This window comes from Yersinia antarctica (assembly GCF_056636475.1).
On record NZ_JBSJQF010000001.1, the window covers coordinates 2751451 to 2772876 of the forward strand.

Here is a 21426-nt window from a genome sequence, read left to right on the forward strand (position 1 = left end):
TTTATTCTAAGGGAATCTGATCTATCTGTCCCTGAATAGTCTGCATCATCTGTTCATGTAACGCACCAATCTCTTCGGTCACATTCTGCATATCTTGCAGCACCTGCCCCGTTTTAGCCTGAGTATAAGCATCACTAAAGCGCTGACCATTGGCTAAATTTGTCTCACGTTCTGCCTGGGCATTAATGCGTTTAGCCTCGGCCTCTAAGCGTTCAACTTTCGCTGCTAACTCACGCATTGCCAGCTCTTGCTGTTGCTGCTGTAGCTGTTGTTCCTGCTGTGCCGCCTGCTGTTCTTCTGGTGTCATCTCATCCGGCGATTTTGGTGTACCCAATGCACCACGGATCCGCTCAACAAATTCTTGTTTATTTGGCAGGTCTAACAGTTCTACCCACATATCCAACACGCTAACCTGAATCTGCGGTGGCAAGCCGGTGATGACCTCAGACAAACGCTGCGCCAGTTGAGATTTATAGGCTGGCGTCTGTTGAATCGGTGCCAGAGCGATATGCGCACGTAGCCGTGATACATCGTTATTCATCCGGCCAGCCTCTTCGGCGGCATTCAATACCACCTCTTTGCGCTTGCGTGGATCATCACGATTAATCACTACCGGATAATTTCGGCGCTTGGTTAACTCTTCCAGCAAATAGCACAACAATAACTGGCCCACCTGTTGGCAAGCAAACTGATAGTTGTCGTTGATTTCCGCCAAGGTAGTCGCACCCTGCTCTACCAAGTTACTGATCGCCACCCCACTGGATGCATTGGAGTCTTGCCCGAGGAACGCTGAGTAAACACCCAGACCATCCTGAATCAACTTCATGGATTCCTGCATAACCTGAAACTGCTGCTGTGCAACTTGAAAGTCTTGCTGGATGTTTAATGCATCTGCAGCTGTCGTCTTATTTGCACGGTTGGGATTTAGGTTAATCACTCCATCCGGGCGTTCAATTTCTTCGGCCAACTGTTTATCTGTCATGTTGGTCGCATCCGCATCCTTAATCACTCGCTTGGCCTGCAATAGCCAGGTCAGTTTAATGCGGCGGAAATTCACTTCATCCTGTGCGGGAATGGCACGGCAGGCCAAACCATACGGCGCTCCCGTTTTATCTTTGCGATAGCCCCAGAACGGAATCAGTGGAAACATACCTTGCGGCGCTGTACATGGGCGGTCAATGATGAAATGAGGACCGACAAACCACGACTCACGGATCCGGCTGACACGAGCCATGGTGACCTGAACCCGGTCAGTGGCCACAGCCACAGCATGCATAACGTTGTTCTTGTCATATTCTACAACGCGGCCATTGCTTAATTGCAGGATTGGCAGGCGCTGGAAGGTCCGATAGTAGATAACCTGAAGCAATACGCGCTTACGGTTGGATGATACCCATTCGGTGCTCTCACGGCTCCACGATTGATACTCTTCATAGGCGCTCATCAGATCCGATTCTTGCCCGGCCGCCAGTTCGGTATCAACAAAGCCTTTCCACTCATTGAGGGAATAATCGATAATTTGCGATTTGTCGGGGAATGTCCCTTTCACCTCATCTACATCCAGCCAACGCTTACGCATCAACCAACGGCAATCACTCAGATCCGCCTCGCGGCTGAACCAATCCCAGAACACCTCATTACGATGAACGGTAGACACTTTAAATTTATTATCGAATGGGTCACTGTTGCGGCGCACCTCAACCCACGATAGCCCGGCTTTAATTTGCTCGGCATAAGCATCACTGCGGGCCTTATTCAAACCACTTAGTCGGCAGGCATCAGCAAACTCAGCATTGACTGCTTCGGCCATCACTTCCATTTCTTCATTAGGATCATCAGCAATCACCATTAGATCGGTGCGGGTCTTAGCCTCCATGCCCAGCACGCCGTCGATAGTCGGAGCGATAAGGTTATGTTGCGTTAACGGTTGTCCGCGTTCTCGTAGCTTTGCTACCACTTCCGGTGCAAGCTGGTCACCATCGTAATAGGCGCAGGCGGTATTGGCGTTAGTGCGCCAGTCTGGCTGATGGTCAATATCCGAAGAGATATCCATCAATCGCTCAAGAGTAAAGCGGTCACGGTTTGCTGACTGAGATTGAGTAACCTCAGATTCATTAGTTGGGATATTCATCAGATAGCCATCCAGTGTTTAGGTTTAGAACGGTCAATAGGTTGGTGTTTCGGACGTGCAGGCATTCGCGCACGCATTTCTTGTGCAATGGCATAGCTCATCACCTGGTCATCAAAACAACCCGTTTGGGCATTCATGCGACCTCTTGCGTCATAAACGTAGGTATTCAATTCATTGATGGTGCCAATCCAGCGGACTCCAGAAGCATTCTCACGAAGCAGTGACTTAAGTCCTTCAATAATGACCGGCTTGCTTTGTGCTGTAGTTAGCCAGCCAAGCTTTGGTGTTTCATCATCATGATCACGGTCGAGGTATTGCTCTGAGTAGATAGAACGGTGTGGGTAAACTTCACGTAACTTCTGTATGACTGCGTGGCCGTGGTTGTTTCGTTCTGGACCGATAAATGCCATGTTGTACCAGCGGCCAACGTGGGCTATAAGTTGGGCGAATAACTCAGCATCCAGGTAGCCGAACCAGTGGGCGACCTGTTCCCCGGTAGACTTTTTCACCACATCAAATGATGATCGGTCACGATTTTCCAAACCCTCAGCCACATCCCCACCAATGGCGTAATCTTCATCAGGGTCTGGCAACTCCCAAACTAATAAGTGATTCAGTAGCGTGCGTTGAAGTTCTTCTGCATTGCCAGCACGTAATGCCTGAACTTTGGTTCGTTTACCGGTTACTGGCTCAATGTCATATACCAGCAACGGAGACTTACACTGACCTTCGGCCTGCATGACATTGATGGCGGCGAATACGCGGCGGCCAGATGTTAGAAATGCCTCAGATGGCGTGCTAGGGAATTCCTGTTTCATTTCCTCCTGCTGCTCAATCTCTTTGCGGATATACCACTGCTTTTGTTCATCGAGCAAAGTGATACCCATCGTTTGCTCAACAGCAGCAAAATACTCCTGATGGTATTTACTTAAACGCAGACCGCCAGTTGGCACTGAAGTTTGATATTTAGGATCTTGCCACCAGGCAAAGAAATGGAATTTATAATCTTGTGATGTGAGCGGTAGATTTAATTGGCCTAAATCCATTGCTCGCGTGCTCATGGTGTGGAAATCGCCGCCTACGCCTTCAGCAGTGCTTTCAATAAATACAATGCAGCCGTCTTTGATGGCGTTGAGCGTTCCCGTTCTGACCTCTTTCGCCTTGGCCGGATACTTGGCGCAAATTTTTCCATGCTCTGAAATATGTAGCCGTTGAACCGTCCCTGAGCGAAATGAGGTTGATACGCGGATCTTTGAACCATGAGCAAATTCTATATGCCCTCCATTGGCACCTTCACGTCGGGTATTGATTTGAAACGTTGCGCGTAACCAAGCAGGCAAGTTATCGAACGGAATAGATATTTTAGTACTGAATATTTCCCCTGCCGCCGGTAAATCCTGAGCGATGATCCCACAGGAGAGATTTTTGTTAAAAAGCGCCTGATCTAGAAGGTAGATATCTATACCTGTTGAGAAGCCTAGTTGGCGAGCTTTTAGAATGATATTTCGATAGTGCATATTCTTGAACAACTCTCGCTGTGCAGGGCGCATGCGAAAGGTCACTAGCTCGCCATCTTCATTGACTATCTTGTATAGGTTATTCAACCGCCACCAAACATCAGATAAATGAGCTTTGATATAGGCTATCTGTTCTGCCTCAGTCATTACGGCAATATCTGCATCGTTAAGTCTATCGTCTTGTTTCACAGCAAACCGTCCTGTCCTGAGTCCCTAACTTCCTTCACTGCTTCGCTGAGTGGTGTTGTAACTCCCTTGCCTTCTGACGTTAATTTTTGAGTCTCAGCCTCCAACTTAGAAGTGGCTGCTTTAATGCGGTAGGTATCAGCCTTTAAACGAGGTCCGTTGATGGCATCCAATTTCAATTTACTCAAACTGTTCTCTATGGATTCAATACGGCCAATGTTTCTATCCATCGCTGATTCAGCCTTGAGCAGCTTGTCATACAGTTCTATTCGCGCTTCAACAGACTCCGCTGCCACTAAATCCTCGTGGATTTTCCGCATGGTCTTGGTAACTGATAATGCCCGCGCTCGGGTGAATATCAGTTCGTCATGGAGATCTGAATCTGCCGCCGCCTCAAACAAATCATCTGCATTCAGATACCGCGCATAAGCGCCATGTTTTCTGGCTGCCTGATTGCCGGGAGTAAAAGCGCCAACCGGATTGGGATTACCTGCATTACCTTCTGAATGACGGTTGCCTTTGGTGAATTGCCCATTGCCAGATCTGCCGGAGTTCGGTTTCTCGGTTGGCTCTGACTCGGGATCGCGGTCATCGTCTGTGTCCGATGATAATTTCTGTTCTTCCTCTTCCACGTCATCACTGTTTGCGCACTGTTGCGCAGTAGCATCGGATTGTAGTGGTCAACTAAAATTGGCCACGGTAGTAGACTGTTCATAGAACAGCCGTTCGGATTCATTGGGCGTTAAGCCTCCGTTGTACCAGTGCGGGCGAAGTTCGCTGTAGTAACCCGTTATATATCGGGTGATTGCATTTCTGCCCTCCCCGAAGCTCTGGTAACCTGTCGTCGGTACCCATTCGGATTTCAGACTTCTGAAAAATCGCTCCATTGGCGCGTTGTCCCAACAGTTCCCACGCCGGCTTAGGCTCTGTTTTATCCGGTAACGCCACAGCAACTGACGGTATTTTTTACTGGTGTAATGACTGCCCTGATCGCTGTGGAACATCACTCCGCCTGGGCGTCCCCTGAGTTCCCATGCCATCTGTAACGCTTTACCCGTTAGCGCTGAGTCAGGTGAAAACGACATCGCCCAGCCTATGGGCTTGCGGGCAAACAGATCCAACACCACAGCCAGATAAGCCCAGCGCTTACCTGTCCAGATATAGGTCACATCGCCACACCAAACCTCATTCGGTTGGGTTACTGCAAACTGCCGCTCCAATAGATTCGATATATCAACATGCTCCTGCCCACCCCGTTTATATTTGTGTGTGGGACGCTGGCAACTTGTCATGTTCAGCTCTGCCATCAATTTTCCGGCAAGCCAACGCCCCAGTTTTACGCCCTTATTCGTCACCATTATGGCGATATTTCGGGCACCGGCTGACCCGCCGCTAGCATGCCAGACTTCGTTAACCAGGCTGCGTTTAATGGTGCGCTCGACATCTGGGACGCGTTCTCTGTTATGCCAGTACCGATAGCTGCTACGCTGAACATCAAAAGCCTTACACAGTGCTTTTACCGAATAAAGCGCTCTCAATTTATCGACTATCGCGAACTGTTCAACGAGTCCGACATCAAGAGAGCGGTGGCCTTTTTTAGAATTTCGTTCTCCATTTCAAGACGTTGAATCCTTTTCTTCATTTCCCGAAGTTCTATTTGTTCAGGCGTCAGTGGAAGCCCAACGGGGGTTTTACCCTGACGTTCCAATCTGAGCTTACCCACCCATCGGCTAAGGGCGGAAAGACTGACATTCATGGCTTTAGCGGCCTCCGAATGAGAGTATTTCTGGTCAACAACCAGCTTTGCCGCTTCGAGTTTGAATTCAGCCGTGAAATATTTGGTCATGGATCACCTGTAAAGTTATTGAGGCAAGAATAACACCTCTGGTCAGGTGGCCAAATTCACTATGCCACTACAGATTGCGCATTGTGCGCAGTTCTACGGGGTTTCTTTTGCGCAGACTGCGCAGCACGAGGTTTGATATAGCGGCGTGCAGATTGGTAATTAAGTCCATGCTGTTCACACCATTGCTGAGCGGTAATTCCTGTAACCGCGTTATCAGCCAGAAAGGCAGCTTGTAACGCTTCCCAATCATGCTTTGCCATAGTGTTCTATTAGTCTGTTGTGGGCCATTATTGAGCCACCTCTTGGGAAGTGACTCTGTAATGACTTAGACAGCCTGAATCCCTGTGTTCTTATCCGCACTGAGAACATCCAGTACATGCTGACCACTTAGCGCCCTCACCGGCTCCCGCAACTCAAATGGGTAACCATCTATTTTTACAGTTTGTCCGATAGGTAATTCATACTCACCAACAGGGTTGACCGCTGGCTCATTACCTAGGATGCACCAATCTTCTGCTAACATATCGGTTTGGGATGCCAACCAACCTGGCTGCATCTCACCTGTGGCGGTTTTCATATCGATATGAGGATTGATGGTCACAACGCCTTGGGGAGAAACGGTCAAGTCTGCATATGGTGTTCCCTCGTTAGGCACTACATCTTTAGTGCCTGAGATAAGAATTAGAAACATGCTTTTTCCATTCCACCCTGTGCGGGCCACTTTACATCCAGCTTTTAGTGCTTGAATTGCTTGTCCGAAATTCATAGTCATTTCCTGTTGAAGTGATTGTTAACCTAATTTGGCACGTACAAGGCAATCCTTAGCCTCTAGTAACTTGCGCAGCCCAGCCGCTTTCTCTGCGCTATCGGGTAATTGCTCATCCATTGCTATGGCTAAATCACCAATTGGCTTACTGACTTCCTGAAGCACTGGTGGTAAATGGGCATATGCAAAATATTTGATAATTGGTGAGGCCATAATTCACTCCTGTTTAGTTGGTTGCTGTGATGGCAGATTGCGGATTGACTCTCTATCGTTGTTGGCCCGGTCTAACAGGGTCAGTAACGGGTCAAGCCACAGCACTGCTTGGCGGTAAGTCATTCTGTGGGGGGAAGTGGTACGAGTAAGGGTTCCGTCAGGCTGGCCGGAATTGCGCATTGCCCTGGCACGTAGACCGTCCGTATAGTCGTACATCCGCTGAGCAATAGAGTCAGGGATATACCGATCAGCGCATTCCTCAACTTTGAGGTCTTTACGGTTTTCAATTTGCCTTTCCTCGCTTTTGGCTGAAATGGTGACGTTATAGCTACCGGCCTGAGCAGCTATCTCATTGGAGCGCTGGAAGTGGAAAGCCTGTAATGCCAGAGTGGCTCTTGATTCATCCAGATCACTTTGCAGTTGTGATAATTGCCCAGCCTTCTCAACAGCAGATTGGTGGAAATAGAAAGCAGTACCGCCGAGGCTCAAGATCACCACCAGCAGAACGCTGGCAATCGCGATAAGTATTTTTGTGGACATATCAGGATCCGGGCTTAAAGCCGTTCGCTATGAAAAAAGCAGGGGTTATGGCATACACCAGTGATTCAGATTTCACGTAGCGTTACCAAAACAACTTAAAAATGGGTGTTATTAGCTAATTTATAAGGCTTTTATGGCATCAGACATAATTCGCGCTCAACTTCACGGCGATTAACTAACCCCTTCCAGACCTTGCCACCCGCTTTAATCCATCGACGTAACTCATCGCACGCGCCTGATGTATCACCTCGGTTTAGCTTTTTCACCATTGTTGAATTGGTCATGGCAGAAATACCGACGTTGTAACCAAATGATGCCAGAGCAGCCTTGCGGAAATCAGACATTGGAACTTTAACAATGCGGTCGATAGCGGCAAATACGGGGATCAAGTCTTGATGCAGTAAAGCGTCGCATTCAGTATCGTTGTAGCGTTTCCCGAGGATAATATCTTTGCCGGTGTGACCATCGCATACTGTCAGCACACCAACCACATCGTAATAAGGCACATACTCGCGCCCTTCTAATCCGTCATGACCACCGATTAGAGCCACTGCTATTGCCATGGCACCACCCGCTACGACACTGGCAATTTTAGTCATTAACCGTTGGGGGACTGCCATTACTTCGATCCCCGTATAATGGCGTATCCTTCGCGGGCTGCTTTCTCTATGGCTTTGGTTTGACGACGTTGCCAATAGGCATTTAAGAAGAATGTGGCGACGCAGATGATGATGCCGATAACAATGGCCCAATCATTGAGGGTTAAATCATTTAACAGCCTCCCTAACTTGCCAATAATCACCATCACCACCCCAGTAATGTACGAAGCCAAGGCTGTTTTTTCAGGCATTTTCATGCTCCACCTCCCCGGTTTGGGGAAATAAAAAAGCCTGCTGGGCGAACCATGCAGGCTTTCGGGGTAGTCAGGACTGACCGGAACTGACCAATAAAAAACCGGAGCAGCTTTTAAGCATACTCCGGCATCTTTCGGAAATTTAGCGCATATATGATTCAGGGTCAATCATTGGTCAAAAGTCTTTTCTAACTGAATTCTTTCAATTAAAACCTCACCGGCATTCGACTCTTCAACATATAGCCACTGCATGCATTCCTTAATCAGTGGCGCATATTGTTCAGCCCACTCTCTAGCTGATATCTCAGCCCCTATGATACCCATAGATTTGCGCAGATGTTCCATTGTTGGCGATATACGGCCACTACCGCCGCATTCGTTGCATATTTCGGGATGAGGTCGCAGAGTTTTACCGGCACCGTGACAGCGGGGGCAAACTTGTGTGATGGCCGCTTGCTGGTCGGCCCATGACCGTAACGCGCCACGCTCTGTTTTGACTTTTGCGTGAAGTTTACTGATTTGAAGGGAAATAAATTCAATGATTCCATCATGCTGAGACTGAGCTTTGTCTCTTTCCAATAATTTGATTTGCTGCTGAAGTCCTTCAACGACTTTTCTTGTCATCCCTGTGCGAGATCCGTAACGCCGTAGTAAAGCTGCAATTTGTTCTATCTGTGCCGGAAGATTACGATCTAAAACTATATTAAGCGCTAACTGGCAGGCTGCAATGGCACGGGGGGGATGTGGTCGCTTATGTAACCATATACTAATAGCGGCCCGTATACGTTGTTCAGCTTTGCAGTCACTGCGGTATTTGGTCATCAAGATATCGAACCCGACAGGATGTATATGCTGACAGGTCGCAAAAGTCCCTAGTATCTGGTCTTTGGTAAGAACTGCACGACCTCGGCCAATGTTCAGCGATTCTATGCTGACACAGCGAGGATCATGCATTTTAATAAGTTGTTCAATAGCAGTGGTCATATTGGTCAGTCCTGTGTTTTAAAATCACAAGACTGATTCTATAGTTCATTTCATAAATCGCAATAATAATGAATTAATTGCAAAAAATGAAATCATTTTGTATTCCCATCATGTACAAAATCATCGCTGCCAACACGATGAGAACCATAAGCAACTTTATAATCAGAGTCATACTCAGCTCTTTTTTCTAAAGCTTCTTGCTCAGTATTAAATGTCTCAACAAAATGCCACGGTGAATTGCGGAAAACTCCGTATCCAAGTACCCATCCTTTGTTATCTGGGTCTATTAAGAAACTGCTGTAGTTTTTCATTTAATCCCTCAGGTATTTGTCATTTGATAAGTAAGAGATAATAGCATCTTTAGCACTTAAGAAACTGTAGAAGACATCTACTTTGTAACCTATGTCAGTAAGTTTCACTAACCAACAATTTTGATTATTATCTATTTGGCCCTTACTACTCTTCATCTCAATCCACAAACCAGCATACCCTCCACGCGGTAATGCCAGAAACAAATCTGGCACTCCTTTTCGCAATCCTAGCCGCTTAGCATCCCTAGCCGCCTTTGGCCCACGCTTCCCCTCATTGGGGATATGGATCAGATAGTCCCCGATACAAATGCCATCAATAACAGTTTTATCTGCCCACGCAATAAGCGCGGCCTGTTCCTCGGTTTCCGCCTGGTGGTTAACTTTACGAACTTTCCCGTTACGCACTTCCAGCTTTGCTGCTGTTCCGATGATGCCAATCGCATCTATGCTATTAAGCAAACTGGCCCCCTTTAGCGGTTACCAGCGATTCCTCCAGCCAAATCCTAAGAGTTGCATGCAATGCCAGTAATATCGTTTCCCCAAGCTCTCCAGGCTGCCATTCATATGGTACCCACCCATCAATAACATCATGGCAGCAGTTGCACCCAAATACGGCCCAGTAGTCATCTGACTTATACCCCATGCCATGGGTTGAACTGGGCAAATGGCACAGTACCGTTGTTTCTGGGTTACTGTTACAGATACCGGGAATCTGGAGCGTGCAGAATTGGCCCCGCGCAGAATCGCGTAGGGCTTTGCTTCTAAATGCCGGGGACTTACTCACTTTTATCCCTTAGATCGCTCTCTGCTTGGCTGATCTGGAGGTTGATATCATTCAACTTGAATGCGGCGTTTTTAATTCTTGCCCGGCAATTAACCTCTTCACGTTTCAGCTTTTCTAAACCTTCACGATGTTGCTTAATTTCTCCACGCAGTCCTTTAAGTTCCCAATCGACTTTTGTTTCATTTTTCGTTACTGAGTTAATCCAGTCGAATGCTTCCACTACGGCACCACACAGGCGGCAAGTAAGTTGACGCAGATGATCATCAACTAAAATTTTACTATGAGTACAGCGTCGGCTTTGGCTTGCTGCTGGCTCAGCCTTAACAAAATTCAGCATTTCTTTGATATCAGCGTTCTCATTAAATCGCTTGGTGAATGCCAATACATTGTCACTTTGATCATCATGAATATCGTTATTATCGCTCATTGGTCAGTCCTCAGTATTCCAGCAGTCGGTTAACTGCCTGTTCCATTTCATACTCGTTATCAAAGTGCTGGCCTAATGTCTCATTCCAGATAACACCGGCCACGCCTTTATAAATACGGTCAAAAGCCCCCTGATCCATATTCACGAATGCGATACTCCAACGCTGTTTCAATGTGCCACCCTCTGGGTTGGGCATCAGGTCATAGAATCCGGCTTTGATCATGACGTGGTTGAAGTAGGCTGCATCAGTCTTTACCGCCTCCCCATCAAACCTCTTCTGGCGCTGCCTGATTACCCTGTCTAATACTGCTTGAGCAATAGACTTTGTAACATTCTCATAAAGTTCTGGATCTCCAGCGGCACTACCCACAGCTTTAGCCACCTCATGGGCTATCCATTCCTCTGGCGCACTAACAAAGGTCCAATCCGGTACCCAATATGAGAAACCCAGCTCCAACAATTTCCAGAATTTACGGTGATGCTTCAAGTTGCGCCGGTCGCCAATTGGACTCATTGAGATTGGAGTGCCCGCAGGCACCCCCTTCATAGTTTCCCGATCATGATCAGTGGCATACTTGATTCCACCACCGGGTAACAGGACGCCCAGCACCTCAGTCTTTTTCCTTCTCGGGGACTTAGTTCGCTGCGCTGTTGTCATGCCGCCACCTCTTTACGTTCTACGCACATCTCCGGTAAGTTGGCACGAACTAATGCCTCAGCAAACGGTGGTGGTACTGCATTACCACAGCGGGCTACTTGTTTATCTTTCGCGTATTTAGTGCCAGTGTAATCGCGGTCGATGATGTACCAGCTCGGGAAGCCCTGTGCGGCGTAAAGCTCATGCGGTTGCAGCATACGCATGCCGATATCAACGATTTGATAATCAATACCCTCGACCGTAACCAGCCCAAATCTATCGTTAGTGGTAACTGTATGCAGGGGATCATTCAGGCTAACACCCTCTTTCTCATTGCCGTAATACTTGAGTAAGAAAGCACGAACCTCACCGATATGCAGGCCACCAGCAGTAATGGTTGGCATTGGCTGGGTAACCTGTTGACCGTCTTTGCAGGTGCCGCGCAGCTTTATTAAGTTGGACGTCACTAGCGCATGGTGATCAACAGTTGTTACCGTATGGGCTGGCTGGCCTAGATCAGCACCAGGGCCGGTATAGTTGCCACCGAAGTGTTTAGCTAAGAACGCAGAAACAAGCCGAGACTTTCCACCACCGCCCGCAGTAATAGTACCGCTTGGCTCATCAACCATATGCCCCACGCTATTGCCAAACTCACGGGCAATAATCGGGGCTACAAGAAGGTGTTCAGCCTTGCTAGTGACTGTAGTCAGTGGTTTACCAGCCTCATATGCCATGCGGTCGCCACCAAAACCGGTTTGACCAATGCGGGCAATGATTGGAGCAATAAGGCAAGAATGATTTGTATTGCAGACTGTGTGCATCGGTTGCGCTACAGCACGTGGTTTTGCTGAATAACTAGGGCCACCAGCGCCAGCAATAAATGGGGCCAGTTTTGCTTCTACCATCCCCAGAGCATGACCGTTACCACCAGGGCGAATAGAACTACCTGCGGTGATTGTTGGCAATGGTTCATCGCATTCCTGCCCTGTGGCGCCAGAGCGGAATTTCGTTATATGTGGAGTGACCACCGCATAACCGTGGGTCTTTGTTATGGTCTGCAATGGCTGATCCAGTGACTGACCTCGAAAACAGTCGTATGAGGTTTTGGTACTGGTATGGTTGCACTTCACGATAAACGGCGTGGGGTTATCGATAACAAAGCGCTGAATGCCACGCGCAATACGTTTCAGTGTGTTCTCTGCCAGCGGTTTCTTGCGCTCGAAAATGCTCGGGCATGGAATTGACCAATCAATGCACTCAGCGGCAGTTCGCCACGGCGCACGGTGGCCGCTTTGAACGTCCAGGGACTTAGGATCGCCGTGAGTTGGCTCCGGCCATACCACAGACTTTCCATCACAGCGCATCACCATGAAAAAGCGCTTTCTGATGGTTGGCGCACCGTAATCACTAGCCCGAAGCTCTCTATGTTCCACAACATAACCCAAACCAGAAACTAAACGTTTAGCCTCTGTGCCATTGATATCAAGCCCTAAGACTTCACAACATTCCTGTAGTGCTGGGTGCTCGGCATCAATGCCGGTGGTCAACATGCCAACGAAAGCAGCAAATGTCTCACCAGCGCGGGCGGGATCAGGGTGTTCCGTACCATCTTCAGCAGTAATCAGCGGTCCCCACGTCTTAAACTCTTCGACATTTTCAAGCATGACTACTCGAGGCTTTTTCGCCAACGCCCAGCGCACGACAATCCACGCTAAACCACGGATCTCTTTTTTAACCGGTTTACTACCCTTGGCCTTACTGAAATGGCGACAATCGGGACTGAACCACGCAAGCCCGACATCTCGGCCGGCGGTCGCTGCTACTGGGTCAATATCAAATACTGATTCGCAGTAATGCAGTGTGTCGGGGTGGTTTGTCGTATGCATAGCAATGGCGTTTTCGTCATGATTGATGGCGATATCAACACTGCGCCCAGTTGCCATTTCGATCCCGGTAGAAGCACCACCGCCACCAGCAAAATTATCTACGATGATTTCTTTCATGCGTTGTCTCCCATGACAGCAGTCAGCGTGCTGGCGGTATTGATGATTGCAGCCATTGGATAACCTTCGATTTTTAAACGGTTGATATGGTTACGCAGTTTGTTCTGGAGGTGTTCAGCCAATTCACTTGCCGCCGGTACCAGCCCGAAAATCTGGTTAACTTCTACGGGCCAAACCGTGTTGCTTGTTTCGGATAAAGTAACGGGTGGTGATAATTTTGCAGCCTCTCTGCGGATCTGCGCTAAGAATGCCTCACCAGTAGCAAGTAATTGCTCACGGGTGATATAGCTAATGGCTGGACCACGCCATTCTTTATCAAAAATGGCTACTGCCGCGCCAAAACCTGCATTGCAGGCCACCTGAGTGCTATCTTCTGGCCGGAACCAAACCGGTACTTCAAAACCAATTCTGCCGCGAATGAATGCAATATGGTCTGCTTCTTCAGGCCACCACACCTCGGACGTGGCCGCTTTGGTCAAATAGACATATCGACCGCCGCGCTGTCGCATTTCGGAGGTATAAGCCATGATGTGCCGCATACCAGTGATATATTGACCTTCATGCTTCTTCGCCGTGCTGTAGGGAGGATTGGCGAAAGCTGCGCCTTTGAGCTCTGTTAGTTTGGCCGACCAGTCTTGAGTGAGAGCATTATCTTCCGCAGTGTAATAAGCAGGCGTTTTCGCATTCTCACCATCACTGAACAGATCCAGAACTAACGGGCCAAACATCGCATTGATACCCCAGAACAGAGCATCTGGCGTGCGCCATTGGTCGCCAATGAGTTTCAGCTTATGCGTTGATGCTGACTTTAAGGCTTCAAGATCTTGCACATACTGAGTAACAGCAAACTCACTCATTGCATGCCTCCTTGCGTGGTAGGAACCAGGCGATAAAACCAAACACGCTTACCGCTATCCTCATTGCGGACAGTTCTGACCTGTTTCACCAGCCCATGACGGACAGGATTAATTTCACGCAGGCGTGCGCTTATAGCGGTCTGGGTATCACCTTCACCGGGGAACATCTGGGATAATAATTTTTCGAGATCGCGCAGGGTCCGCCAATCAGCACCACTGGCGGCACTGATCACGCGGTTTAACTGGCTGTTTGCATCACTTAACCGACCAGCCAGGCGCATAGACCTTATATCGTTGTTAATACCAACCCTTTCGGCGTTGGGTACGTGTGGCTTGATCACCATTACGCGCCCTCCCCGACCAGCACTTGGCGGGTTCCGTCTAGAGTTGGTTGTGACACAATGCCTTCAACCTGCATTCTTTCTAGCAGCCAGGCAGCACGGTTATAACCAATGCGGAGTTCACGCTGTAGCCCAGAGATTGAAGCTTTACCTTTTGCCTTGATGAACTCCACTGCTTCAGGATAGCGATCATCATCGTCCCTTTCTGCGCCGTCCAAGTCTACCCATGAACTACTGGTTGCCTCCCCGCCTAATGCCATAACCAGATCCGCAATTAAGGCAGCTAATTCACCCGTCATCAGAATGAAATCGGCATCAAATCGCTGAGCATAATCCTCGCGATCGATATCGTCGTTTTGCTCCAGAAGCGTGGCACTGTATTTCACTCTCTTCAGGCTGCCATCGTCGGACAGCATGAAACTAATACGTTCCCGCCACTCCAAAGCCAACTTGGTAACCAGTTTACCGGCGGCGATATGCCCACGGATCTCGTCACTGACTAAATCCTGATGTTTACTGCGCAGAATGCCACCCTGTTCCAACACAGCCTTTAACTCAGCTTCTTCCTGAAGCACAAACCCAGCAGGTGCGGCACCTGAGCGCAACCATTCGGTTAGCGTCAGTTCAATTGGGGTATCAAGTGTCATAGGGATAACAGGCAGTGAACCCATGGTTTTGCGCAATAATGACAATGCATTTTCAGCTTTCCGCGCGCTAGCGGCATCGATGATGATTAACCCAGCCCCTGCGTTAATCCAAATGGATGTTGTAGAGTATTTGCTAAAGGCCCGTGGCAACAGAGTCTGGATAACTTCATCTTTCAGCGAGTCTTTTTCTGTTTTTTTCAGTTTACGGTGTTGCTCTTGTTCCAAGCGTTCAACTTTACTCGCCAGCTCACGGGCGATAACCGGCGCAGGTAAATCCTTTTTTTCACACTGCAATGTGATCAGGATTTGCTTGTTAGCCACATGCGCTAGCGTGGCGCTTTCGTTACCCATTGGCGATATCCAACCAGTTTTCGCCATATCCTGGCTACCACACGGTGTAAATGCGAATTGCGCCATTTGCTCTTCCAGATTGGCGAAAGATACATCGCGGGATAGTTTGTAAATCAACACGTTCTTAAAATTAATGCTCATTGGTCAGTCCTCAGTAATTTGATTATTATGCAAACCGTGGTCGGCGGCCTGCTGCAATGACTCTCGGTGTTTACTGTCCAGAGACTCTTGTAACCTGATACTTTCATCGCGCCATCCTCTTGCCCTTTCCTCCTGATCCTGTTTAATTTTGTCTTTCAACTCGTCTAAAAAATGACGGATTTTTGTTGGTACCCCATTACCCAACTTGCCCTTATCTGATAACAACAACTGATATTTCTCAGCTTTAGGTTTTGGCAATAGTCCTGTTGTTACCGCCTGTTCAACCGTGCGTTTTACCGTTTCTTTGTCCCATCCCTCCGACACTGACCACTCCGGTGATCGGCCTGTCCCCTGTGCTGCCTTAGTCAATCGTTCATAGGCCGCAATGAAAGCCATACGCGCCCCCACTTTGTCGCCTTCCTGCATAATGGGCTGGGCAATACTCCATGCCTGGGCAATTTCATTCGTCCAGACCACGGTGTTAGCCTCATCTTGCGCGGGTAATGCCAATGCCCACGCCTCATTTGCTGAGAGCCAATCTGGTTTACCGGCAATATTTTGTATATTGCGGATAATATCGGCAGGTTTTGGTGAGAATCTGCCTTGGTCTGGATCAGTAAGCCAGTTGCTAAATGCCTTGCGCACTGTGTCGATATCGTATGGCAGCAACGCATTCCAATAGAGATCGAGCACGGCTTTTGAAGCATCTTTACCATATATCGCAAGAGTGGCTTTCATGACCTCCGCGAACTCACGTCTATCAGCTACACCCTGCATACTCACCACCCATCATTGACAAAATCGTCAGCAACCTGTGCATTACGGGCCTCCAGTGCTTCCTGACGACTCATGCCAGTGTTACCAGCGCACTGATTTTGTGGCCGACTACGATTCTGCAACCATTCAAATTTCAACCCCTGCCAACCGGCGGCCATGGCTTCAGATAACGCATCATCCACAGACCATCCAGCAGCAACCGCTTTACTCAACTCCTTACCCAGCATGTTCACCACGGTCTGAGTCATTGGAGCTCGTTTTGCTTTTCGGTGTTTTAGGTAGTCATCCCAAATCTCAGAGCTAACAGCCATCGGAAAAGCGGAGAAGTCTATTGCCGAATTTTTAGCCGCCTTACGTGTGCGCTTCTCTGTAGTAATCTCTGTAGTAATCTCTGTATGATCGAAATGGGGAATCCCTTGCCCGCCAGTTAGGGAATCCCTCGCTGGCGGCTTGGGCTTTTCCTCGTTCGCCAATTGGGTTTTCCCTGTTTCCCGAAATGGGCTTTCCCCATTTGGGGAATTATCAATAGGTTGCGATAGCATTCCATCCAACCGGTCGGTATCAATCTGATAGTAAATACGGTGTTCTAACCGCTTATTTGTTTCTTTCAAAACCCCCGCTTGCTTGAGCTTTTTACGGGCTGTAAGTTGTTCCTCGTAGGTCAATCCTGTTTCAGATTCAATCTCTTCCGTAGTTTTAAAAATGCCAAACTCTGAAGTTTCTTTGCCGGTCCAATAGAAGAATTGGCAGAACAAAATGACAGCGTTTACGCTCCCAAGATATGGAACCAGACCAGGGTAGTAAGCAATCGGTCGGCCAAATTGGTATATGAGTTCAGATGGCGTCATAGATCCCCCTACGGCTGCTTGGTATCTGAGGGACTATGTTGGCGGGAATAAAATGCCTGGGTGATACCAGACAAAGCCCCTGTGATAGCCATACGGCGGGCCTCCTGCCCGTCAATAGCCAGTTTTTTACCCACAATGTTGGCAATCAGTTCTACCGACTGTGTGGTGGTTGGCGTGATGTTAGTCATTGGGATTTCTCCTGGCTGATTGGAAGATCAGGCAGCCACTCGGGTACCGGCAGCCCGGCGAGTTTTAATTCGGCATGGACGTGAGCCAGCATTTCTGGAGCCTCGGCAAACATCGCCAAAAATCCACGAATTGCGGCCACATTGGTTTCTACTGCGGGGTTTGATTCCAGCGCGTTGGCAGTGCTTTTTATGGCCACTGCCTCGCTTTCAGTCCATCTGGTCTTAATCTGATCTTCACGCACGGTATGGAACGGTAAACCGTTCTTTCCCACTTTTTTACGGGATAGCAATTCCCGCCGAACGTCAGAGGCTATCGCAGCCCCTGCCGTTATACCGGCAGGTTGGTAAATTGTGGTCATTGGTCAGTCCTCTATCTTTACTGATGAGCTGGTTTGGTCAGAACCAGACTGAGATTTTCCGGGTTACGGCCATAGTCGGCCGGGTTATAGGTGTATGGGATACAGGAAGATAAATGGCACAACAGGGCAATATCTTCAGGCACACCTTGCGAGCGCCACTTACCGACTGCTTGCCCGGTTCGTGGCTTACCTTTTGCAGGAAAGCGGCGGCCAATTTCTGCATTGCTGCCAATTTCAGTTTTCAAAATTTCATATAGTTTCATAGAAACCTCCTCGCTAAGCGTAACTAAAGTGTCGGAATCAAGCAAGAGCATAACGAAAACAAAGTTTCCAAAGATGGTGTTACTTTGGTGTCAGATATTAGCTATACAACATTTTTGGAGAATTTAATGACAAGCACTCTTGCTGAAAGGGTTAGCGAACGTAGAGCGGCTTTGAATCTTAGTCAGGAAGAATTAGCCAGGAAAGCCGGTGTCTCTAGGGTTGCCATAAGCAAAGCAGAGCTTGGCCTTACCAAAAATTTCAATGGCGATACACTATTCAAAATTGCCCGCGCTCTTTTATGCAATCCAGAATGGCTTCAGACGGGGAAGGGAAACCCTGAATTACAATCTACATCTAGCGCTAATTGGGATGCTAATGTGAAAGAAAATAAAGACTCGCACCCAGTACAATCATATGAGTATCCCAAAATCAGTTGGGTTAGCGCGGGGAACTGGTCTGAAGCAATTGAGCCATATAGCCTCAACGAAATTGATAATTGGGTAACTACTACCAAATATGCGGGCCAAAACGCTTTTTGGCTTGATGTTAAAGGGGACTCCATGACCTCCCCCGTGGGGCTAACTATCCCGGAAGGAATGTCAGTGTTAGTGAATCCAGATATCGAGCCCATATCTGGGAAATTGGTTATTGCTAAATTAACTGATGATAATGAGGCTACATTCAAACGTTATATCGAAGATGCTGGCAATAAATATCTCAAACCTCTTAACCCTCAGTATCCAATGATAAAAATCAATGGTAACTGTCGTATTATTGGGGTTGTCGTTGAAGCCAAATGGGAAAACTTATAGGGAGATAACAATGTATTGTATGAAATGCGGCGCATCAGTTGATCCACACAACAAATTTTGCCCATCCTGTGGAACACAAATCGTTCAATTAAATGAGGTAAATAAATCAAATCCTTGGCACGATAAACAAGACAACCAACAAAAAACCATTTTTAAAGCACAACCTATTGTTGCAAATGAAATAAAAGGTGATGGATTTTTTAAGAAATGGAGATTTTATATTTTAGTATCAATAGCTTTTTTGATTTTTAGTTTAGTAAGAAAAGATTTAATACATATTGTAGCAGATAATGAAATCAATCCAGATACATGGACACTTGCAGCAGAGCAATATAAGAAAATAAAAGCGGACCAACGCTTACCAGTTGTAATAGATCAGTATACAACTTTCAGAGATATGTACGTTGAGGATCGAAGAATACACTATGTATATACTATAAAGAATTTAGCTGTAACAGAAGAACTAAAAAATGAGCTTTATACTATGGCACTAAAAATGTTCAACGAAAACATGTGCCAAAATCCGTTAATAACCCAACATGGTGGTCAGCTTGTTTTGTCTTACCAGTTTATAACTGGCACTCTTGACTATAAGTTTGATAAAAGTTTTTGCCTGAAAAAATAGTTACTGCCTGAAGTTCCCTCCTTCTGCTTTTATCCTTTCGCATCAATCCGAAACTAAAGTATCAAATCTCACTTGACGCAATCCGAAACTAAAGTTACATTTAAGCTCAAGAACAAGACTACCACCCGAATCAATGGGTACGCTCTTTAACAAATCGGTTAAGTGACATCAAAACGGTCCGCGTGTACCGGTCACGGCTCAGCTAAACCACGAATCACCAGTGTGCCTTCTTTGAGGGCATAGCGGTGATAGATACAACTGAGGACTGACCAATGGCTACAACATCTCGTCAAAAGCGTATGGCAAAAAAACGCAATGCCCATATCCAAGCACTGGCAAAGCGTGAAAGTAACCGAATCGAAAAAGCAGTATTAGTTTTGGTGCGGTGCAAACCGATGCCAGATATGCCAGCAGTACCCAGCAAGCCCAGAGTTTCAGCAGATCCAGAGAAACGGATTGCAGCAGTTGCCCGCCAGAAGATGCGTGGTTGCAGTAAGTTACCTCGCGGCGTGCGTTAAGCATTAATTAGCAGGAAAGCAAAATAAACCATCGGAGCTACAGCTTAGGCTGTGGCTCTTTTTTTTACCTAAAAGGAACAAATATGAGCAATTTACCAGCAATTAGTATGAAGCAGATTGAATCTTCCCAGATCCACAGCATCGGCCATGACCCAGTTAGCAACACTCTGGCGATTCGTTTTAAGTCGAAGGGTGAACCGGCAGCCCTGTATCACTACCAGAATGTGTCCGCTGATGATTACGCGGCATTCTCCGGTGCTGAATCAATTGGCTCCCACTTCTACCGCAATATCAAGCCAGATACAGATCGCTACCCATTCCAACGCATTAACGAAAAGAAAGACGGCGAATAATCAACGCTCTTTCACCATGCGCCTAATCAGTATGGGCGCATGAGTAAGACCATTGAGGAAAACATATTGGACACTTCTAAAATTAAGACCCCGACCAATCCAAGTCGAACAGCTACTGCCCGAGTAAAAAACCCTCTTCCGGCCCCCACAGAGTGCCATTTTTGCTCTGGTAGCGTTCAAATCGCCACGCATCAAGAAGTTTATGGGCGCGACTACAACGACTGGCCTTATGTCTATTTATGCCAAGGCTGTGGCGCGTATGTGGGATTGCACCCATTCACTGCAATTCCTTTAGGGACATTGGCTGACAAAGCCACCCGGCAAGCGAGGAAGGAGTGCAAAAACCCATTTGAGTGTATTTGGCAATCAAGGCTTATGTCTCGCTCTCAGGCATATGGATGGCTAGCTGAAAAAATGGGGATCCCCGCAGAGAAATGCCACTTTGGTTGGTTTGACATTAAGCAGTGCCAACAAGCGAAACAGATATGTGAAGACTATCTCTCAACCTGATAAGCGAGGTGCATCGTGAATGAATACAACTATCAGCGAATGGTTGAGCAATCGCTGGAACAATATGACCGCCTATTGATTTCGGATCCTGATGAGCAAGAGGAATTAGGCAAGCGGATTGAGTTTTTACGCCGCCATTCGAAAATGCTCTGCGCCTTTAAAACCGCAGTAAAAAATAGCTGCTTTATTGCAGGTGCCAGTACCCATTATCTTACGGCGTTTACCGAAACCGCCGCTATGGAGCTTTATCTGGATGAGGTACAGGAGGAAATATTTCTCCGTGTTGCCAAGGCAGAACGAGCAATGGAATTAGACGCTGAGAAAAACCACCAACTCCAATAAAGAGAAAAGCCCCAGCGATTAAGCCGGGGCTATCCCAGGAGTGCGGGACCAACCGCAAACCTACTGAGGACTGAACAATAACCACGAGGATTATTATCAGCGTGGTTGAGTGACCAAACCCAACCATGGGAAAGCATACCATGACTATTGAATTCATCAAGAAACTCCAATACCGCCACCGCGTTACCGGCGACGACTTCAACCTGTATCCCCGCCAATCTGGCCTGAAATTCTTCTTCGCCTGTGTTTTAGGCGCGTTCATGTTTCTGGCTATCGCTGTCAAAATCTGAGGGCT

Annotated in this window: 31 protein-coding genes and 2 pseudogenes; 7 read left to right on the forward strand and 26 right to left on the reverse strand. The window is 47.6% G+C overall.

The genetic code is table 11. The features are described from left to right. Position 1 precedes the first annotated feature (1 nt). The 26 genes and pseudogenes from ACWJJO_RS12735 to ACWJJO_RS12860 form a co-directional block, all read right to left on the reverse strand. Positions 2 to 2131: a portal protein gene (locus ACWJJO_RS12735; protein ID WP_481091094.1), complete on the reverse strand. Its 2130-nt coding sequence runs from the start codon at positions 2129 to 2131 to the stop codon at positions 2 to 4. After that, positions 2131 to 3795: a terminase large subunit gene (locus ACWJJO_RS12740; protein WP_050126903.1), complete on the reverse strand. Its 1665-nt coding sequence runs from the start codon at positions 3793 to 3795 to the stop codon at positions 2131 to 2133. Before ACWJJO_RS12740 ends, ACWJJO_RS12735 begins: the two co-directional genes overlap by 1 nt. A 38-nt stretch (positions 3796 to 3833) precedes the next feature. Continuing rightward, positions 3834 to 4466, reverse strand: a complete 633-nt coding sequence (locus ACWJJO_RS12745; RefSeq protein ID WP_481091095.1) for a terminase — start codon at positions 4464 to 4466, stop codon at positions 3834 to 3836. A 48-nt stretch (positions 4467 to 4514) separates the two neighbouring features. Further along, positions 4515 to 5680, reverse strand: a protein-coding gene (locus tag ACWJJO_RS12750) for an IS3 family transposase (RefSeq protein ID WP_481090614.1) whose coding sequence is annotated in 2 segments (ribosomal slippage) — positions 4515 to 5425 and positions 5425 to 5680 — 1167 coding nt in all. Because the reading frame shifts where the segments join, the coding sequence is not laid out codon by codon here. 59 nt (positions 5681 to 5739) lie between these two features. Then, positions 5740 to 5940 carry a hypothetical protein gene (locus tag ACWJJO_RS12755; RefSeq protein ID WP_481091096.1) on the reverse strand — a complete coding sequence of 67 codons (201 nt, stop codon included), beginning with the start codon at positions 5938 to 5940 and terminating at the stop codon, positions 5740 to 5742. Positions 5941 to 6176: 236 nt separating this feature from the next. Beyond that, positions 6177 to 6452, reverse strand: a pseudogene (locus ACWJJO_RS12760) (DUF2829 domain-containing protein); the annotation flags it as partial. A gap of 18 nt (positions 6453 to 6470) precedes the next feature. After that, entirely contained in the window at positions 6471 to 6659 is a 189-nt protein-coding gene (locus tag ACWJJO_RS12765) for a hypothetical protein (protein WP_057634099.1), read from the reverse strand. A 3-nt stretch (positions 6660 to 6662) separates the two neighbouring features. After that, complete coding sequence (locus ACWJJO_RS12770; RefSeq protein ID WP_481091097.1) at positions 6663 to 7199, reverse strand: DUF2570 domain-containing protein; 537 nt, start codon at positions 7197 to 7199, stop codon at positions 6663 to 6665. Positions 7200 to 7330: 131 nt separating this feature from the next. After that, positions 7331 to 7819 carry a lysozyme gene (locus ACWJJO_RS12775; protein WP_481091098.1) on the reverse strand — a complete coding sequence of 163 codons (489 nt, stop codon included), beginning with the start codon at positions 7817 to 7819 and terminating at the stop codon, positions 7331 to 7333. Beyond that, positions 7819 to 8055, reverse strand: coding sequence for an HP1 family phage holin (locus ACWJJO_RS12780; RefSeq protein WP_481091099.1), 237 nt, complete (start codon positions 8053 to 8055; stop codon positions 7819 to 7821). The genes ACWJJO_RS12775 and ACWJJO_RS12780 overlap by 1 nt, the downstream gene beginning before the upstream one ends. A gap of 165 nt (positions 8056 to 8220) precedes the next feature. Next, positions 8221 to 9036 carry a TIGR02642 family protein gene (locus tag ACWJJO_RS12785; protein WP_481091100.1) on the reverse strand — a complete coding sequence of 272 codons (816 nt, stop codon included), beginning with the start codon at positions 9034 to 9036 and terminating at the stop codon, positions 8221 to 8223. A gap of 92 nt (positions 9037 to 9128) precedes the next feature. Then, positions 9129 to 9347 (reverse strand): hypothetical protein, encoded by a 219-nt coding sequence (locus tag ACWJJO_RS12790; RefSeq protein WP_050128217.1) that lies wholly within the window; start codon positions 9345 to 9347, stop codon positions 9129 to 9131. Then, positions 9348 to 9806, reverse strand: coding sequence for a VRR-NUC domain-containing protein (locus ACWJJO_RS12795; RefSeq protein WP_481091101.1), 459 nt, complete (start codon positions 9804 to 9806; stop codon positions 9348 to 9350). Then, complete coding sequence (locus tag ACWJJO_RS12800) at positions 9799 to 10131, reverse strand: DUF1364 domain-containing protein (protein WP_481091102.1); 333 nt, start codon at positions 10129 to 10131, stop codon at positions 9799 to 9801. Before ACWJJO_RS12800 ends, ACWJJO_RS12795 begins: the two co-directional genes overlap by 8 nt. Beyond that, entirely contained in the window at positions 10124 to 10558 is a 435-nt protein-coding gene (locus ACWJJO_RS12805; RefSeq protein ID WP_145594117.1) for a hypothetical protein, read from the reverse strand. The genes ACWJJO_RS12800 and ACWJJO_RS12805 overlap by 8 nt, the downstream gene beginning before the upstream one ends. Positions 10559 to 10568: 10 nt before the next feature. Beyond that, positions 10569 to 11168 carry a DUF1367 family protein gene (locus tag ACWJJO_RS12810; RefSeq protein ID WP_427216746.1) on the reverse strand — a complete coding sequence of 200 codons (600 nt, stop codon included), beginning with the start codon at positions 11166 to 11168 and terminating at the stop codon, positions 10569 to 10571. Between the two features lie 44 nt (positions 11169 to 11212). Next, positions 11213 to 13198: a DNA cytosine methyltransferase gene (locus tag ACWJJO_RS12815; RefSeq protein WP_481091103.1), complete on the reverse strand. Its 1986-nt coding sequence runs from the start codon at positions 13196 to 13198 to the stop codon at positions 11213 to 11215. Beyond that, positions 13195 to 14055 carry a phage N-6-adenine-methyltransferase gene (locus ACWJJO_RS12820; RefSeq protein ID WP_481091104.1) on the reverse strand — a complete coding sequence of 287 codons (861 nt, stop codon included), beginning with the start codon at positions 14053 to 14055 and terminating at the stop codon, positions 13195 to 13197. Before ACWJJO_RS12820 ends, ACWJJO_RS12815 begins: the two co-directional genes overlap by 4 nt. Then, complete coding sequence (locus ACWJJO_RS12825) at positions 14052 to 14336, reverse strand: hypothetical protein (protein ID WP_481091105.1); 285 nt, start codon at positions 14334 to 14336, stop codon at positions 14052 to 14054. Before ACWJJO_RS12825 ends, ACWJJO_RS12820 begins: the two co-directional genes overlap by 4 nt. Positions 14337 to 14398: 62 nt before the next feature. After that, entirely contained in the window at positions 14399 to 14656 is a 258-nt protein-coding gene (locus tag ACWJJO_RS12830) for a DNA translocase FtsK (protein WP_229769034.1), read from the reverse strand. Continuing rightward, positions 14636 to 15535 (reverse strand): annotated as a pseudogene (gene rdgC / locus ACWJJO_RS12835) (recombination-associated protein RdgC); the annotation flags it as partial. The pseudogene rdgC and the gene ACWJJO_RS12830, both read right to left, overlap by 21 nt. Positions 15536 to 15538: 3 nt before the next feature. Then, positions 15539 to 16312 (reverse strand): hypothetical protein, encoded by a 774-nt coding sequence (locus tag ACWJJO_RS12840; RefSeq protein WP_481091106.1) that lies wholly within the window; start codon positions 16310 to 16312, stop codon positions 15539 to 15541. Between the two features lie 2 nt (positions 16313 to 16314). Continuing rightward, on the reverse strand, positions 16315 to 17160 hold the full coding sequence (locus ACWJJO_RS12845; RefSeq protein ID WP_481091107.1) for a hypothetical protein: 846 nt from the start codon (positions 17158 to 17160) through the stop codon (positions 16315 to 16317). An 8-nt stretch (positions 17161 to 17168) separates the two neighbouring features. Further along, on the reverse strand, positions 17169 to 17348 hold the full coding sequence (locus ACWJJO_RS12850) for a hypothetical protein (RefSeq protein ID WP_481091108.1): 180 nt from the start codon (positions 17346 to 17348) through the stop codon (positions 17169 to 17171). Then, positions 17345 to 17707 carry a hypothetical protein gene (locus tag ACWJJO_RS12855; protein ID WP_481091109.1) on the reverse strand — a complete coding sequence of 121 codons (363 nt, stop codon included), beginning with the start codon at positions 17705 to 17707 and terminating at the stop codon, positions 17345 to 17347. Before ACWJJO_RS12855 ends, ACWJJO_RS12850 begins: the two co-directional genes overlap by 4 nt. 17 nt (positions 17708 to 17724) lie before the next feature. Continuing rightward, positions 17725 to 17970, reverse strand: a complete 246-nt coding sequence (locus ACWJJO_RS12860) for a hypothetical protein (RefSeq protein ID WP_050148857.1) — start codon at positions 17968 to 17970, stop codon at positions 17725 to 17727. 126 nt (positions 17971 to 18096) lie between these two features. Between ACWJJO_RS12860 and ACWJJO_RS12865 the strand changes: the two genes are divergently transcribed. From ACWJJO_RS12865 to ACWJJO_RS12895, 7 genes are all read left to right on the forward strand, one after another. After that, positions 18097 to 18783 (forward strand): LexA family protein, encoded by a 687-nt coding sequence (locus ACWJJO_RS12865; RefSeq protein ID WP_145489476.1) that lies wholly within the window; start codon positions 18097 to 18099, stop codon positions 18781 to 18783. Between the two features lie 10 nt (positions 18784 to 18793). Further along, complete coding sequence (locus ACWJJO_RS12870; RefSeq protein WP_167311272.1) at positions 18794 to 19408, forward strand: zinc-ribbon domain-containing protein; 615 nt, start codon at positions 18794 to 18796, stop codon at positions 19406 to 19408. A 272-nt stretch (positions 19409 to 19680) separates the two neighbouring features. Continuing rightward, on the forward strand, positions 19681 to 19926 hold the full coding sequence (locus tag ACWJJO_RS12875; RefSeq protein ID WP_481091110.1) for a hypothetical protein: 246 nt from the start codon (positions 19681 to 19683) through the stop codon (positions 19924 to 19926). A gap of 83 nt (positions 19927 to 20009) precedes the next feature. Further along, positions 20010 to 20279, forward strand: a complete 270-nt coding sequence (locus ACWJJO_RS12880) for a KTSC domain-containing protein (RefSeq protein ID WP_050126798.1) — start codon at positions 20010 to 20012, stop codon at positions 20277 to 20279. A gap of 66 nt (positions 20280 to 20345) precedes the next feature. Further along, positions 20346 to 20789, forward strand: coding sequence for a zinc-finger-containing protein (locus tag ACWJJO_RS12885; RefSeq protein ID WP_481091111.1), 444 nt, complete (start codon positions 20346 to 20348; stop codon positions 20787 to 20789). Between the two features lie 15 nt (positions 20790 to 20804). Further along, on the forward strand, positions 20805 to 21131 hold the full coding sequence (locus ACWJJO_RS12890) for a hypothetical protein (protein WP_226719292.1): 327 nt from the start codon (positions 20805 to 20807) through the stop codon (positions 21129 to 21131). Positions 21132 to 21271: 140 nt separating this feature from the next. Continuing rightward, entirely contained in the window at positions 21272 to 21421 is a 150-nt protein-coding gene (locus ACWJJO_RS12895; RefSeq protein WP_154291993.1) for a hypothetical protein, read from the forward strand. Positions 21422 to 21426: the final 5 nt, after the last annotated feature.

Coding starts and splice junctions, on each gene's coding strand:
- ACWJJO_RS12855 (WP_481091109.1), bottom strand. CDS start 17,707: ATGACCACAATTTACCAACCTGCCGGTATAACGGCAGGGGCTGCGATA.
- ACWJJO_RS12850 (WP_481091108.1), bottom strand. CDS start 17,348: ATGACTAACATCACGCCAACCACCACACAGTCGGTAGAACTGATTGCC.
- ACWJJO_RS12895 (WP_154291993.1), top strand. CDS start 21,272: ATGACTATTGAATTCATCAAGAAACTCCAATACCGCCACCGCGTTACC.
- ACWJJO_RS12875 (WP_481091110.1), top strand. CDS start 19,681: ATGGCTACAACATCTCGTCAAAAGCGTATGGCAAAAAAACGCAATGCC.
- ACWJJO_RS12805 (WP_145594117.1), bottom strand. CDS start 10,558: ATGAGCGATAATAACGATATTCATGATGATCAAAGTGACAATGTATTG.
- ACWJJO_RS12735 (WP_481091094.1), bottom strand. CDS start 2,131: ATGAATATCCCAACTAATGAATCTGAGGTTACTCAATCTCAGTCAGCA.
- ACWJJO_RS12880 (WP_050126798.1), top strand. CDS start 20,010: ATGAGCAATTTACCAGCAATTAGTATGAAGCAGATTGAATCTTCCCAG.
- ACWJJO_RS12870 (WP_167311272.1), top strand. CDS start 18,794: ATGTATTGTATGAAATGCGGCGCATCAGTTGATCCACACAACAAATTT.
- ACWJJO_RS12755 (WP_481091096.1), bottom strand. CDS start 5,940: ATGGCAAAGCATGATTGGGAAGCGTTACAAGCTGCCTTTCTGGCTGAT.
- ACWJJO_RS12780 (WP_481091099.1), bottom strand. CDS start 8,055: ATGAAAATGCCTGAAAAAACAGCCTTGGCTTCGTACATTACTGGGGTG.
- ACWJJO_RS12785 (WP_481091100.1), bottom strand. CDS start 9,036: ATGACCACTGCTATTGAACAACTTATTAAAATGCATGATCCTCGCTGT.
- ACWJJO_RS12830 (WP_229769034.1), bottom strand. CDS start 14,656: ATGGCATTAGGCGGGGAGGCAACCAGTAGTTCATGGGTAGACTTGGAC.
- ACWJJO_RS12820 (WP_481091104.1), bottom strand. CDS start 14,055: ATGAGTGAGTTTGCTGTTACTCAGTATGTGCAAGATCTTGAAGCCTTA.
- ACWJJO_RS12790 (WP_050128217.1), bottom strand. CDS start 9,347: ATGAAAAACTACAGCAGTTTCTTAATAGACCCAGATAACAAAGGATGG.
- ACWJJO_RS12765 (WP_057634099.1), bottom strand. CDS start 6,659: ATGGCCTCACCAATTATCAAATATTTTGCATATGCCCATTTACCACCA.
- ACWJJO_RS12775 (WP_481091098.1), bottom strand. CDS start 7,819: ATGGCAGTCCCCCAACGGTTAATGACTAAAATTGCCAGTGTCGTAGCG.
- ACWJJO_RS12770 (WP_481091097.1), bottom strand. CDS start 7,199: ATGTCCACAAAAATACTTATCGCGATTGCCAGCGTTCTGCTGGTGGTG.
- ACWJJO_RS12740 (WP_050126903.1), bottom strand. CDS start 3,795: ATGACTGAGGCAGAACAGATAGCCTATATCAAAGCTCATTTATCTGAT.
- ACWJJO_RS12865 (WP_145489476.1), top strand. CDS start 18,097: ATGACAAGCACTCTTGCTGAAAGGGTTAGCGAACGTAGAGCGGCTTTG.
- ACWJJO_RS12845 (WP_481091107.1), bottom strand. CDS start 17,160: ATGACGCCATCTGAACTCATATACCAATTTGGCCGACCGATTGCTTAC.
- ACWJJO_RS12840 (WP_481091106.1), bottom strand. CDS start 16,312: ATGCAGGGTGTAGCTGATAGACGTGAGTTCGCGGAGGTCATGAAAGCC.
- ACWJJO_RS12815 (WP_481091103.1), bottom strand. CDS start 13,198: ATGAAAGAAATCATCGTAGATAATTTTGCTGGTGGCGGTGGTGCTTCT.
- ACWJJO_RS12860 (WP_050148857.1), bottom strand. CDS start 17,970: ATGAAACTATATGAAATTTTGAAAACTGAAATTGGCAGCAATGCAGAA.
- ACWJJO_RS12825 (WP_481091105.1), bottom strand. CDS start 14,336: ATGCGCCTGGCTGGTCGGTTAAGTGATGCAAACAGCCAGTTAAACCGC.